We start from the raw sequence: 15,139 nt of genomic DNA, 5'->3' as shown, positions 1-15,139 counted from the left end.
CTAGCCGTCGCATCTGGCCCTCACCCCTGGTCGGCGCAGTCGTCTGCGCCCGCCGGCGACGCTCGCCGACGCTGTGTCACACAGCGCAATGTCGTGTCGTCCCCGCACGGCGTTAGCGCATCTCAGAAAACTTCCAGCCATATAGGTGCTCGGGCTAAGCGACGCGGCCCCAATGCCCGCTGTCAGCGACCCGCGTGCACACCGACCGCATCGCCTCCATGTAGCGGGTCACCGACTTCTGCGCGACCGGGTTATCGGGGTGCATGATCGCCATGACCGTGCCCTCGCCGTACCGGAAGATGTAGATCGTCAACTGATACGAGTACCGGCCGTCGGGGTAGATCCCGATGTTGTTCGCCAAGCCCAGATCGCCGGCGGCGAGGATGGCGTTGAGCGGAGCAGCTCCGCCGTGCAGGAAGTTCGTCACCGGGAAATTCGGCTGCGGCCACTTCAACCACGGCGCCAATTCCAAGGCGCGGTAATACGGCACCCTCGCCATGTCCAGACCTGAGTCGAAACACGTCTGCGCCGCATATGCCGCGTCGTTGAACGAGGTCGCAGCGATGGGCATGGTGATCGGAATCAGGCCGGTAAACCACCCCTGCGTCATGAAGTTGTCCGCGCCGGTGCGGGAATCCCTCGGAGTAAGCCCGTAGTAGGTCAGGGCACCGGTCAACTCGTGCTCCACCAGACCGAGGCAGGCGAACAGGCCGCCGACGAAGCGGGCGCCGGCCGTCCCGCAGGCTGCTTCGAATCGTTCCGTCTGCGCCGTGTCCATCAGGAGCTCGGCGGCCATGTCACTGCTGGTCGACCCCGACTGATTGCCCAGCGGGAGCGGAAATTCCGGGAAGCTGCCGCCGTTGTTTTCCGCGTAGTCGATCCACGCGCTTACTCCGGGCGAATCCACTGTTAACGTCGACGTGAACTCGCGCTCGCGGACGCAGAAATCGTCAAAGCTGCCGGCATCGGGAAGCTCAAGGGGTTCACCGCCTCCGCTCAATGCGGAATACATGCCGTTGGCTTCCAGCATCGTGGTGCCGATCAGCGTCGCGTCGCCGTGCACATGGTCCATCGCGGCAAAGAAGGTGAAGTGGCCGTCACCCTGAATGATCCCGAAGGTGAAGCAGCCCCACTCCAGTGGATTCGGGATATTCACGACGTGAGCGCGAATCTGGTCAACCGTCATGTCGCCGTGATAGACCGGCTCGAATTCGATGTCGGCGGGATCGGTAATGGCATGCCGGATGAACGTGTCATCGTCGGTGCGCGCGAACCAGCTGCGAAACGTGTCATGGCGACGCAGATATGCGTTGAGGGCGACATCCATGGCGGCGATGTCGCACTCGCCGGGCACGTCACAGCTGGCGATGATCTGGCGGGAGAAGTTCAGCCCCGCAGCTGTCCGGTCACAGTAGTTCCGTAGATGCTGGCCCTGCATGTAACTGACCGGCACCGAACTGGCCGCAGCGTGCCGGGCTTTCTCTGCGGATGCGGGCGTCGGGTGCCAGGAGGTGACCGTGCCTGGCGCCAACACCCATTCCATGAGTGAGCCGACGGTGATTTTCCCGATACGCAAAGCTTCGTCCTCCTGAGTTGAACGGCCCGATACGGCCGCTGCTGCAGCGAGATCCAAGATAGCCCGCTCCGCAGTCACTGTCGCGCATGCGCGCGGGCGCGCCGACCCTTGACTTCGAAACCACTCGGCGTGGACGAGGGTTGACAGCCATACCTTGCGGTACGGTGCGCGAAGACCGGCAGAGCCGCCGGGGCGGCACTTGTAATACTGGACAGCGGAGCAATTCTGTTGCGCATCCGGGCCGTACGCGGCGACCGAATCATTCTCAGTCTTCAGAAGAGAGGACATGCATGGCATCCGTCGAAGGCCCGCAGCCAACTCCCAGTTTCGCGATCGTTGGGTATGCGGCGCGCTTTCCGGGTGCCGCCGATGCGGCCGAGTACTGGGACGTGCTGCGGGAAGGCCGCGACGCGATATCGGAGGTGCCCAAGGACCGGTGGGACGTTGACGAGTTCTTCGACCCGGACCCCGACGCACCCGGCAAGGTCGCGACCCGTCGGGCAGGTTTCGTCGATGACGTCACCGGATTCGATGCGCCGTTTTTCGGTATGTCGACGCGGGAAGTCCGGATGTTGGACCCGCAGCATCGGCTCTTGCTGGAGACGGCCTGGCGAGCGGTGGAGCATTCCGGTACTGCGCCAACGGCTTTAGCCAACACCAACACCGGTGTGTTCATCGGTTTGGCCACCCACGACTACCTCGGAATGGCATCGGGCGAGCTGACTTTCGCGGAGATCGAAGCCTATATGGCCATCGGCACCTCGAATGCCGCAGCAGCCGGGCGGATTAGCTACCGATTGGGACTGCAGGGTCCGTCGGTCGCCGTCGACACGGCATGCAGCTCGTCGCTGGTGGCCATCCATCAGGCCTGCCAGGCACTGCGCCTGGAGGAGTGCGACCTCGCGCTGGCTGGCGGTGCGAACGTCCTGCTCACCCCGGCGACCATGATCACCTTCTCCCACGCGCACATGCTGGCGCCCGACGGTCGCTGCAAGACGTTCGACGCGGCGGCAGACGGCTACGTGCGGGGCGAGGGTTGTGGCGTCATCGTCGTGAAGCGGCTGGAGGATGCGATCCGCGACGGCGACCGGATCCGCGCTGTCATCCGGGGCAGCGCCATCAACCAGGACGGTGCATCTGGTGGTTTGACGGTGCCGAATGGTGGTGCACAGCAACGGGTTATCGCCGACGCGCTGAAGCGCTCCGGGCTGGTTCCCGCCGATGTCGATTACCTGGAGGCGCACGGGACCGGTACATCACTGGGTGACCCGATCGAGGCGCAGGCGGCCGGTGCGGTACTCGGCCAGGGCCGCAAGGCTAGCGACCCGCTGTTGATCGGCTCGGCAAAGACGAACATCGGGCACCTGGAAGCCGCCGCGGGCATCGCGGGCGTGATCAAGGTCATCCTGTCGCTCGAGAACGAGCTACTGCCGCCGCACCTGCACTTTCAAAATCCGTCGCCGCACATTCCGTGGGACCGCCTCGCGCTGCAGGTCGTGCAGGAGGCCACGCCCTGGGAGCGCAATGGCCGGCCGCGTATCGCGGGCATCAGCTCGTTCGGCTTCGCCGGAACCAACGCGCATGTCATCCTCGAGGAAGCACCCGCTCAAGCTCTCCAGGCGGCTGCGGAACCGGCGCCGGCTGACCAGCCGGGGGACCAGCGGTTCAGTATCTTGCCGGTCTCGGCGCGCACGCCCGACGCGTTGGTTCAGATTGCCGACCAGTACCGCACCTGGATGAGTGCGCACCCGGAGGCCACCTTGGCTGACGTGTGCCACACCGCAGGGGCCGGGCGAGCACACTTCGAGCATCGTGCTGCGCTGGTGGTCAATTCGATCGAATCAGCCAGCGAGTTGCTCGGCGCACTCGCCGACGACCGCCCGGCGCCCGGTCTGGTGCGCGGGGTATCCGATGACACGCCCAAGACGGCGTGGCTGTTCACCGGCCAGGGTAGTCAGTACCCCGGCATGGCGCGGGAGCTGTTCGATACCGAGCCAGTGTTCGCCGAGACATTGAGCCGGTGCGCGGCAGCTGTCGCCGATGTTCTCGAAAAGCCGTTGCTGGACGTCATTTTCGATGCTGAAAGCACTGACAGTGCGGAAACGCTGCGGCAGACCTCTTACGCGCAGCCGGCCTTGTTCGCGGTGGAGATGGGCTTGGCACGGCTGTGGCAGTCCTGGGGCTTCGAGCCCGCCGTCGTCTTAGGCCATAGCGTCGGCCAGTATTCAGCGGGCTGCGTCGCGGGTGTGTTCAGCATCGAGGACGGCGCGAAGCTGATGGCCGAGCGCGGCCGCCTTTTCGGCAGTTTGCCCGCGGGCGGCCGGATGGTTGCGGTCTTCACCGGCGCCGAACGCGTCGAGGGATTCACCGACGAGTTCCCAACCCTGTCTGTTGCCGCCTACAATGGCGCCAACACCGTATTGTCGGGGCCTGCAAAGGATCTGGAGCAGGTCGTGGCCAGGTTGCAGGCCGACGGCGTCCGGTGTGACTGGCTGGAGACCAGCCACGCGTTCCACTCGGCCCTGCTCGATCCGATCCTCGACGAATTCGAGTCGTACGCAGACCAATTCACATACGCTTCCCCAGACCGGATTTTGGTGGACAACCGCACCGGTGCCGCGATCGGCAGAAGCCAGAAGCTCGATGGCAAATACTGGCGTCGCCACGCACGGCAGCCAGTGGAATTCGCCAAGAGCGTCAAGACGCTGTCCGACTTGAGTTGCAAGGTGCTGCTGGAAATCGGGCCGCAACCGATTCTCACCGCCGCAGCTCTGCGGGCATGGCCAGACCCGGCCACCACGCCGCGGGCAATCGCGTCATTGCGTAAGAACACCGCCGACCACCGCCAGATCACCGAAGCCCTTGCCGACGCCTATGCCCTTGGGCAGCTGCCCGACTTCGGCGCACTTCGGCAATATGCGGCGCGAAAGCTCGACCTGCCCACGTACCCGTTCCAGCATCGCCAGTACTGGTACAAGGAGAAGCGAGAGCTACCCAACCAACAACAGCACACCGGCGGCGCACGTACCGAAGCCGTCCGTCTGCTGGAAGACGGCCGGATCGAGGATCTCGCGGCCCTACTCGGCGGCACGAGTGGCGACGATCAGACCGTGCAGGTGCTGACAAAGCTTGCCGCACAACACAACCAACAACGGAAGTCACAATCCATCGCCGACGACCGTTACGAGATCCGCTGGGAGAAGTCCAGCGCCCAGGCTGCCGACGCCGAGGGCGACGGCACGGCCACCTGGCTGCTGATCGGCGATGACGGCGAAGCCGTTGCGCCGTTGGTCGACGCGCTGACCGCGCAGGGCCACCAGCACCGCATTCTGGGGTTGCCGGCGTCCGACGCGGACGAGCAGCAGCTCGCCGCCGCGTTGCGTGCCGCCGCGCAAGAGGTGCCGACGCTGCGTATCGTGCACGTCGCAGCGCTCGACTCGGACACCGCGCCGTCGACGCGGTCGTTGTTGCGGGTGCAGCACCAAGTCCTGGGTGGAACACGGCGACTCTTTCGCGCCGCGGCAGCCGCTGAATTGCGGGCGCCTATCTGGCTGGTTACCCGTGGCGCACAACGAGTCACCGATACCGACACCGTCGCGCCGGCTCAGACCGCCCTGTGGGGATTCGGCCGTGCCGCCTCGCTGGAACAGCCGCAGGTATGGGGCGGACTGGCGGACCTGTCTGAAGGCACTGCCGACGAATGGTCGCGATTCATCACCCGGCTGTCGGCGGCACCGCGCGGCGAAGACCAGTTTGCGCTGCGGGGTCAAACGGTCTACGTGCCCCGGCTGCTCCGTCGGGTTGGGGCGCCGAGCGCAACGCCGCTGGCATTGCGTGATGACGCAACGTATTTGGTGACCGGTGGACTCGGGTCGGTCGGCCTGGAAATCGCCGGATACCTTGCCGCGAACGGCGCCAAGCATCTGGTGCTGACCAGCCGACGCCCGCCCAGCGACGCCGCGCAACTTCGCATCGACGCGCTGCAGGAACAGCATGGCAGCGACATGCGGGTCGTCACGGCCGATGTTGCCGATGCGCACGACGTCGTGCGGCTGTTGGCCACCGTCAAGTCCGAACTACCGCCGCTGGCCGGCATCGTCCACGCCGCGGGCGAAATCGGAACCACACCGATGAGCAACCTCGACGACGCTGAAGTCGATCGCGTGTTCGCCGGAAAGGTCTGGGGTGCTTGGCATTTAAGCGAAGCAGCGGCGGACCTGAAGCTGGACTTCTTCCTGAGCACCTCCTCGATCGCCTCAGTGTGGGGCAGCTACGGTCAGACCGCCTACGGCGCAGCCAACGCCTTCCTCGACGGCCTTTCCTGGCGGTTGCGCGAGCAGGGTGTCTCCGGTGTCAGCGTCAACTTCGGTCCTTGGGCGGCCGGTATGGCCGACGAAGAGGCCCGCGCCAAGCTGGCCAAGCGCGGGGTCCGGACCTTGTCACCCGCCGATGCGCTGGCAGGTGTGGCCGACCTGCTCACGGCGTCGTCCGAACAGGGTGTGGCGCAGGGCGTCGTGGCCCGGATCGACTGGGCCCGTTTCCTGCCGCTCTACCAGCAGACGGGCCGGCGGGCGTTTCTCACCGAGCTGGAGCGTGAGGTGCCCAACGCGGTGCCGGCGACAACCGCATCCGGAAAGACCCAGCTGGTCGAGCGGCTCACCAGCGCGCCGGTGCAGCAGCGCCGAAAACTGATGGCGGACTACCTGCGTGACGCGGTCGCAGAGGTGACCCGGGTCGATGCCTCGGAGATCCGCGAGGACGCCGGATTCTTTGACCTCGGCATGGATTCGCTGATGGCGGTCGAATTGCGGCGACGCATCGAGATGGGCGTCGGCAAGGAGATCCCGGCGACGCTGGCGATGGACTACCCGCGTCTGTCCGACGTGGTGGACTACCTGCTCGGCGACGTGCTCGGGCTCAGCGAGCAGTCATCGAAGTCGGGCCCGTCGTTGGCGACAGCAGTGACGACCCGCTCCGACGAGCCGATCGCGATCGTCGCCGTGTCGTGCCGTTTTCCGGGCGCGCCCAACCCGGAAGCGTTCTGGGATGTGTTGTCCGGTGGTGTCGACGCGATCCGGGAAGTTCCGGAGGACCGCTTCGACATCGACGAGTTCTACGACCCGGATCCAGACACTGCGGGCAAGACCTACACGCGCTTCGGCGGATTCCTGGACGGAATCGACGGATTCGATCCGGAGTTCTTCGGCATCTCGCCGCGCGAAGCCGTCTGGATCGAGCCGCAGCAGCGGCTGATGCTCGAAACCGTTTGGGAGGGCTTAGAAAGGGCGGGGTATGCGCCGTCAGCCTTGCGCGGCAGCCGAACCGGCGTCTTCGCGGGCGTGGCCGCCAACGAATACGCGCATCTGCTGTCCGCCGAGTCGATCGACAAGATCGAGCCCTATTTCATCACCGGCAATGCGCTGAATGCGATTTCGGGTCGGGTTGCCTTCGCGCTCGGATTGGAAGGACCGGCAGTCGCGGTCGACACCGCCTGCAGCTCGTCGTTGGTGGCCGTCCACCAAGCCGTCCAGGCCTTGCACTCCGGTGACTGCGATCTGGCGGTGGCCGGCGGGGTGAACGTCTTGCTGAGTCCGGTGACCGTTGTTGCCGCCTCCCGCGCCAGAATGCTGTCGCCGGTCGGTCGATGCAAGACCTTCGACTCCTCCGCCGACGGCTACGTGCGCAGTGAAGGCTGCGGCGTCCTGGTGCTCAAGCGGCTCAGCGATGCGGTGCGCGACGGCGACCGGGTTGCCGCGGTGATCCCGGGCACTGCCGTCAACCAGGACGGCGCGTCCAGTGGCTTGACCGTTCCCAATGGCGGTGCCCAGCAACGGCTTATCGCCACGGCACTGGCCCGCGCCGGCCTTGCGGGTGGAGACGTCGACTACCTCGAGGCGCATGGCACGGGTACCCCGCTGGGCGACCCGATCGAGGTGCAGGCGGCCGGTGCGGTGTACGGCGCCGGACGCGACGCGGACCGCCCGCTGCTGATGGGATCGGTGAAGACCAACATCGGTCACACCGAGTCGGCATCCGGTGCCGCCGGGCTGATCAAGGTAGTGCTCTCGCTACAACACAGCGTGCTGCCGCAGAGCCTGCACTTCGACAACCCTTCGCCGCACATCCCTTGGGCCTCACTGCCGGTGCGTGTCGTTGGCGAGTCGATTCCGTGGGAGGCCAATGGGAGGCCACGGCGTGCCGGCGTGAGTTCGTTCGGATTCACCGGTACGAACGCCCACGTGCTGATCGAGGAGGCACCCGCACAACCGGTCGCCCCCGACGAGCATCCAGCCGACGACACCACCGCGACACCCGAATCGGACGGCCAACAAGACTCGGTCAACGTGTTGCCGCTGTCGGCGCGCTCACCCGAAGCGCTGGTGGAGTTGGCGCAGCGGTATGGGTCCTGGTTCAACGACAACCCGGAGGCCGACATCGCCGAGGTGTGTCACACGGCCGGGGTTGGTCGCTCGCATTTCGAACACCGGGCCGCGTTGGTGGTGGATTCGGTGCAGAGCGCGGGCGCGGCTCTGGCCGACCTGGCCGCGGGCCAGCTCCGTCCGGGTGTGGTGCGGGGCGAGTGCACCGACCGGCCGACAACGGCCTGGCTGTTCACCGGACAGGGTAGCCAGTATCCGGGGATGGCACGCGAATTGTTCGCCGCTGAGCCGGTTTTCGCCGAGACCGTGAAACGCTGCGCGGACGCGGTCAGCGAGATCCTGCCGCAGCCGCTGCTGGAGGTGATCTTCGCCACCGACCGCGAGACCGGTGGCAAGGCCGGAGAAACGCTGAAGCACACGTCATTTGCGCAGCCGGCGCTGTTTGCCATCGAGATGGGCCTGGCCCGGCTGTGGCAATCGTGGGGCATCGAGCCCGACGTGGTCCTGGGGCACAGCGTGGGCCAGTATGCGGCGGCATGCGTCGCCGGGGTGTTCAGCCTCGAGGATGGCGCGCGGTTGATGGTCGAGCGTGGCCGGCTGTTCGGCAGTCTGCCGGCCGGTGGACGGATGGTGGCGGTGTTCGCCGACCCCAAGCAGGTCGAGCAGGTCGCCGGAGAATTCCCGCATCTGTCGGTCGGCGCGTACAACGGACCCAACACGGTGCTGTCCGGCCCGGGAGAAGACCTCGATCAGGTCGTCGCCAAATTCAGCGAGGACGGGGTCCGCTGCACGTGGCTGGAGACCAGCCACGCCTTCCATTCGGAGCTGCTGGAACCGGTGCTCGGTGAATTCGAGTCGTTCGCAAGCCAATTCGAATTCGCTGTACCGACGTTGCCGCTGGTCTGCAACCGCACCGGTGCCATCCTGACGGCGGAAACCCCGCTGGACGCCCAATATTGGCGGCGGCACTCCAGGCAGCCGGTGCAGTTCGCCGAGAGCGTGCGCACCGTTGCGGCGCTGGGTTGCTCGGTGCTGATGGAGATCGGCCCGCAGCCGGTGCTGACCGGGGCCGCGGTGCAGGTCTGGCCGGAGCATCTGGCGGCGCCGCGCGCGATCGTGTCGCTGCGCAAGGGTGTCGCCGACCACCGTCAGATCGCCGACGCGCTGGCCATGGCGTATGTCAGCGGCCACCGGCCCAAGTTCGCTGCGCTGCATCACGGGCATGGCCGCAAGCTTGAGCTGCCGACCTATCCTTTCCAGCGCCGTCGCTTCTGGCCGAAAAGTTCGGCCATCACCGTCGACGGTCCGGCGATGTCCGGACTGCTCGGCAGCGCAAAGGATCTCGCTTCCGGCGACTGCGTGTACACCAGCCGTCTGTCGGTCAAGTCGCAGCCGTGGCTGTCCGATCACGTCATCTACGGCACCGTCGTTGTCCCGGGCGCCACGTATGCCGCGATGGCCTTGGCCGCCGTTGGCACGCCGGCCCACGTCACGGACGTCTTCTTCTACGAGCCGATCATCCTGCCCGAGAAGGCTTCTCGTGAGCTACAGCTGACGCTGCATCCGCTCGATGACGGTGGCGGCTGGAAATTCCAGGTGCACAGCCGTCCCTACGGTGTTCGCGACGCTGAGTGGTCGTTGAACGCCGACGGCACCGCGGTATCGGGTGTCGATGTCGAGCCGGTGGCCGAGCCCTCGGATCCCGTGGATGCGGCGATCGAGCGGATGGAGCGCATGCGTCCGCAGGAGCTGTTCGAGACCTTCGCCGACATGGAACTGTCGTGGGGGCCGAACTGGTCCGGATCGCTGAAATCGCTGTGGCTCGGCGAGGGTGAGGCGATCGGTGACATCTCCGTCGGCGAGGAACTGTCCGAGCAGCTCGGAACCGAGCCGATGCACCCGGTCCTGATGGATCTGTGCACCGGTGTGGCCTTCCCGGCTTTCCCGGCACTGCTGGCGGCCGAACAGGGCGTCAACGATCTGTTCCTGCCGCTGCGCTACGGGCAAGTGGCGCTGCGAGAGAAGATGCCTCGCCGGTTCTACTGCCGCGCCAAGTGGCACACGAGTGAACTCAACAGCGAAACTCAGGTCTTCGACCTCGACTTCGTCGACCGGGATGGCCGCCACTTGGGCGGTATCCGGGAATTCACCGTCAAGCGTGCGCCCCGCGAGGCGTTGCTGCGGGGGCTCGGCGGCGACACCACGCGGCTGCTGTACACCCTCGGCTGGCACGAGGTGCCGATTGCCCCGGCCGGCGAAGACGCCGGAACCCCCAGCGGCACATGGCTGGTCGCCGGCTTCAGTGAACTGGCGGCTGCGCTGCCGGGCTGCATCCCGTTCGACCGGGCTACCGACTCCGAGCTACTGGGCCAGGTGTTGGCCCAGGCGCACGAGCGTGGGATGCCGTACGCCGGCATCGTCTGGCACAGCTCCGGGCCGAAGGCCGAAGAGTCGACCGCGGAATCGATCACCCGGCTGGAATCCGAGATCGAAAATCTGCTCAGCGCTGTGCACACCGCGCAGGCCGACAATTCGGTGAAACTACCGGGCGGGTTGTGGGTCATCACCGAACGAGCGGTGGCGACCGAATCCGGTGAGCCGGTCGACCCGGTGCAGGCGGCGTTGTGGGGACTCGGGCGCACCATCGGAAACGAGGAGCCCGGTCTGCGCAGTAAGCTCGTCGATCACGACGGATCGCCAGAGGCCGTGAAGTTGCTGACCGGTCTTCTGGGTGCGCCGGTCGACGAGCCCGAACTCGCGCTGCGCCAAGGAAAAGCGTTGGCGTCCCGGTTACTGCAATGGTCGCGTAGCGGCCACCTCACAGTGCCGCGTGCCGACGATTACGCACTGCTCCCTACGGAGCGCGGCGCGATCGACAACCTGCGCCTGACCGAGGCCGCAGTGCCGGCGCCGGACGAGGGCTACGTGCAGGTGCGGGTCGAAGCCGCGGGCCTGAACTTCCGCGACGTGCTCAACGTGTTGGGCCTCTACCCGGGTGACCCGGGGCCGGTCGGTGGCGACTTCGCCGGCACCGTCACCCAATTGGGCGACGGCGTGACCGGACTGGAGGTCGGTCAGCGGGTCTACGGCTCCATGCAGGGTGCTTTCGCCAGCCGATTCAACGTGCCGGCCCAGTTCCTGGCGCCGATCCCGGACGGGGTGAGCGCGGTTGCCGCGGCGACCATTCCCGCCGCGGCGCTCACGGTTCGGCTCTCGTTCGACTGGGCGAAGCTGAATCCCGGCGACAAGGTGCTCATCCACGCCGCCAGTGGTGGTGTCGGGTTGGCCGCCATCCAGATGGCGCAACAGCACGGTGCAGAGGTCTACGCGACGGCGAGCACCTTCAAGCGGGCGACGCTGCGTAAGCTCGGCGTCAAGTATGTGTACGACTCGCGGACAACCGATTTCGCCGACCAGATCCTCGCAGACACTGACGGTGCCGGCGTCGATGTGGTGCTCAACAGCCTGACCAGCGAAGGGTTCGTCGAGGCGACCGTCCGGGCCACCGCGGAGAACGGCCGCTTCGCCGAGATCGCCAAGCGCGACATCTGGACTCCCGAGCAGATGGCCGAGGCCCGGCCCGACATCGCCTACGAGATCGTCGCGCTGGACACGGTGATGTTCACCGAGCCCGAACGCATTCGCACCTTGCTCAGTGAGGTGTCGGAAGGGTTGGCCAACGGGGAGTGGACGCCACTGCCCGCCGAGATCTACCCGCTGACCGAGGCCAGGACGGCGTTCCGCCGCATGCAGCAGGCACGGCACATCGGCAAGATCGTGTGCCAGATGCCGAATCCGCTTCAGCCGCGTGGTGATCGGAGCTACCTGATCACCGGTGGACTCGGCGCCATCGGTCTGAGCACGGCGTCATACCTCGCCCAACTCGGGGCCGGCGACATCGTGGTGACCAGCCGGCACGAGCCGGACGCGGACGCGCAACGGACGATCGAGGAGATCACCGAGCGCTACAAGTGCCGCATCCACACCTTCTCGGCCGATGTCGGCGTCGAGTCGGACGTCGAGAAGCTGCTGGAGCGCATCCGTGCGGAGTTGCCTCCGCTCGCGGGGGTTGCGCATCTGGCCGGTGTGCTCGACGACGCCCTGCTCAACCAGCAGGACCTGGACCGGTTCCGGACCACGTTGGCGCCCAAGGCGTTCGGTGCGTTCTACCTGGACCGGTTGACGAGGGACGACAAGCTCGACTTCTTCATCGTGTCCTCGTCGGTGTCGAGCTTGCTCGGCTCCCCGGGTCAGGCCAACTACTCGACGGCCAACGCGTTGCTCGACGGTCTGGTCGCCGACCGTAAGGCGCACGGCCTGCCCGCCACCGGGATCAACTTTGGCCCCTGGGGCGGGGGCGGGATGGCATCGTCGGAGGCCGCCAGCGCCAATATCAGTGCGCAGGGTCTGCTTCCGCTGGATTCGTCGGGTGCGCTGGGTGCGCTCGCCGAAGTGGTCGCCAACGGCACCGGACAGGCAACGGTCCTGAAGGCCAACTGGGCGCGCGCGGCCAAGGTGCTGGGCAGCTCACGGCCACCGATCCTGGATCTGGTGTTGCCGAGTGACATGACCGAGGTGGTCGACAGCGAGTTGCTCAAGCAACTGCAGGAGATACCGGTGGCGCAGCGGGCCAACTTCATCACCGAATTCCTGCAACGCGAAGTGCAGGGCTTCCTGCGACTTGCGCAACCGCCCGCCGCAACGAGCCGGTTCCTGGACCTGGGCACCGACTCGCTGATGGCGGTCGAGCTCAGGAACCGGTTGCACAGCCAGTTCGGTGGGGCGTTCACGATCAACGCGACCGCGGTCTTCGACTACCCGACCATCGGTGGGCTCGGCGAATACCTCGCGGCTCAACTGCCCGATGCGGAACCGGCGGCGGCCGAAGCCGGGTCGGAACCGGAGGCGACGTCGAAGACGGCTGCCGGGCCGGAATCCAATGGGGCGCAGGCGGAGACGGCCGCGCCGACTTCAGCGTCGAACGGCTCCAATGGGTCCACCGTCGCTGCCGAGCCGAGTGTGGAGTCTGAGCCAGCCTCAGAGCAGAGTTGACGGTTTAAGCGTCGAAATCGACGTTAGCGTGGGAGAGCTCGAGAAGCCTTCACGCTAACGTCGATCTCGTTGCAGAATTTGAGGCCTTACAGCGTGACGACGTCGTAGTCGTTGACCTGGCCCGTCAGCACGTGCAGCTGATCTTGCGACGACCCCAGGGTGTGGTCGATCGCGGTCAGCCGCGCCGCGTAATGGCCGACCGGGTATTCGTTGGTCATCCCGATGCCGCCATGCAACTGAATGGCCTCCTGGCTGATGTGGCGGCCGGACCGGCCGATCTGCAGCTTGGCGCGCGCCGCGATCACCGGGTCGAAGTTGACGTCGGCGACGGAGAGGCCAGCATAGAGGTTCATGCTGCGGGCCAGTTCCAGCGACACGTACATGTCGGCGGACCGATGGGTCAGCGTCTGGAAGGTGTTCAAGGTGACGCCGAACTGCTTGCGCTGCTTGAGGTAATCGGTTGTCAGGCGCAGCGCTTCCTCCATCGCGCCGACCGCCTCCGCGCAAAGCGCGGACTGGATGCGGACCAGGCCGTTGCCGATAGCCGCCGATGCGTCCACCGCCTCGCCGAGCGGTTCGCCCAGGGCCTTGTTCAGGTCGATCTGGGCGCCACGCTGGCCGTCGAATGTGCGGTACGGGTGGCGGGTCACGGCCTCGCCGTCAACGAGGAACAAGCCGATTCCGCCGTCGGGCAACTTCGCGCTGACGACCAAGGTGTGAGCGGAGTCGCCGGCGAGCACCGGGTTCTTCCGTCCGCTCAGCACCCACGAATCACCTTGTTGCACAGCGGTCGTCGAGACCTTCTCGGCGAAGGCCGCGCGTGCGCCGGGCTCGAGGTGGGCAAACGCCAGCAGCCGCTGACCTTCGGCGACCTCGTCGAGCAGTTGCTTCTGGGCGTCGGTGCCTACCTCGGCGATGATCGCCCCGGGTCCCAGCGCCGCGTGCACGACGGGTTCGGGCGCAAGTCGGCGTCCGACTTCGGTGAGCACGGTGATCACCTCGATCTGCCCGGCCTCGTCGGGGTCGAATCCCAGTCCGAGAATTCCGATTTCGGCGAGCTGCGTCCACACCTCCCGGCTCCAGCCGAGGTCGGAGTCGACCGCCTTGATGCGGCTCTCCGCGTCATAGCTTCGCGACAGCAGATCGCGAGTGGTGTCGCGAAGCAGCGTCTGTTCTTCGCTCAGTTGAAAGTCCATGTCTATTCCTGCCTCACAAGCCGAGAATGGTCGACGCAATGATGGTGCGCTGAATTTCGTTGCTGCCGCCGTAGATCGACGTCTTGCGGTAGTTCAGGTAGTGCGGTGCGCTGCGCTGTGCCCATGACGGAGAAGCAATCTCGTTGCCGGCTTCGAACGGCAGCGCGTCCGGCCCGGCGACCTCGACGAGCAGTTCCGTTGCGATCTGTTGCAGCTGGCTGCCGCGCAGTTTGAGCACCGACGACGCCGGGTTCGGCTTGCCCTCCTTGGAGCCGGACGCGACCCGCATTTGGGTGAGTTCCAGTGCCAGTAAGTCGTTTTCGGCCTCGGCGACCCGGGCGGCGAACAACGTATCGTCGAGCAGGCCGCTCTCGGCGGCACGCTTTTTCACGTTGGCGAGCTTGACCTTGGTGCGGCCCACCTGGGCGATTCCGGTCCGCTCGTTGCCCAGCAGGAACTTGGCGTAACTCCAGCCCTGATTCTCTTCTCCGACAAGCTGATCGGCGGGCACCCGGACGTCCTCGAAGAACACTTCGTTGACCTCGACGCTGCCGTCGATCAACTTGATCGGGCGCATAGTGATGCCTGGGGTGTCCAAATCGATGAGCAAGAACGAGATACCGGCCTGCTTCTTGGGCGCCTGCGGGTCGGTGCGCACCAGGCAGAAAATCCAGTCGGCGTACTGGCCGAGCGTCGTCCACGTCTTCTGCCCGTTGACGACGTAGCTGTCGCCGTCGCGCAATGCGGTGGTGCGCAGTGATGCCAAGTCGGAGCCGGCTTCGGGCTCGGAGAACCCTTGGCACCACCAGATGTCCAGGGCGGCCGTGGGCGGGAGAAAGCGCTCCTTGATCTCCTGCGACCCGAACTCGGCGATGACCGGACCGACCATCTTCGCGTTGAAGTTCAGCGGCTCCGGCACGGAGGCCAGCTGCATC

4 protein-coding genes are annotated in these 15,139 nt (G+C 66.1%); 1 reads left to right on the top strand and 3 read right to left on the bottom strand.

The features are described 5' to 3' along the window. Window positions 1–154: 154 nt before the first annotated feature. Window positions 155–1,576 carry a condensation domain-containing protein gene (locus VGH54_RS18615; protein WP_331513553.1) on the bottom strand — a complete coding sequence of 474 codons (1,422 nt, stop codon included), beginning with the start codon at window positions 1,574–1,576 and terminating at the stop codon, window positions 155–157. 290 nt (window positions 1,577–1,866) lie between these two features. Here VGH54_RS18615 and VGH54_RS18610 point away from each other — a divergent pair, with 290 nt between their 5' ends. After that, entirely contained in the window at window positions 1,867–13,008 is an 11,142-nt protein-coding gene (locus VGH54_RS18610) for a type I polyketide synthase (RefSeq protein WP_331513552.1), read from the top strand. 86 nt (window positions 13,009–13,094) lie between these two features. Here VGH54_RS18610 and VGH54_RS18605 read toward each other — a convergent pair whose 3' ends face one another. Beyond that, window positions 13,095–14,204 carry an acyl-CoA dehydrogenase family protein gene (locus tag VGH54_RS18605; protein ID WP_331513551.1) on the bottom strand — a complete coding sequence of 370 codons (1,110 nt, stop codon included), beginning with the start codon at window positions 14,202–14,204 and terminating at the stop codon, window positions 13,095–13,097. 13 nt (window positions 14,205–14,217) lie between these two features. Then, a partial coding sequence (locus tag VGH54_RS18600; protein ID WP_331513550.1) for an acyl-CoA dehydrogenase family protein occupies window positions 14,218–15,139 on the bottom strand: 922 nt, incomplete at its 5' end.

It is taken from the genome of Mycobacterium sp. (assembly GCF_036488105.1).
Classification (GTDB): Bacteria; Actinomycetota; Actinomycetes; order Mycobacteriales; family Mycobacteriaceae; genus Mycobacterium.
The sequence above is the reverse complement of the archived record's forward strand: the minus strand, read 5'-3'. Positions and strand labels throughout refer to the sequence as shown.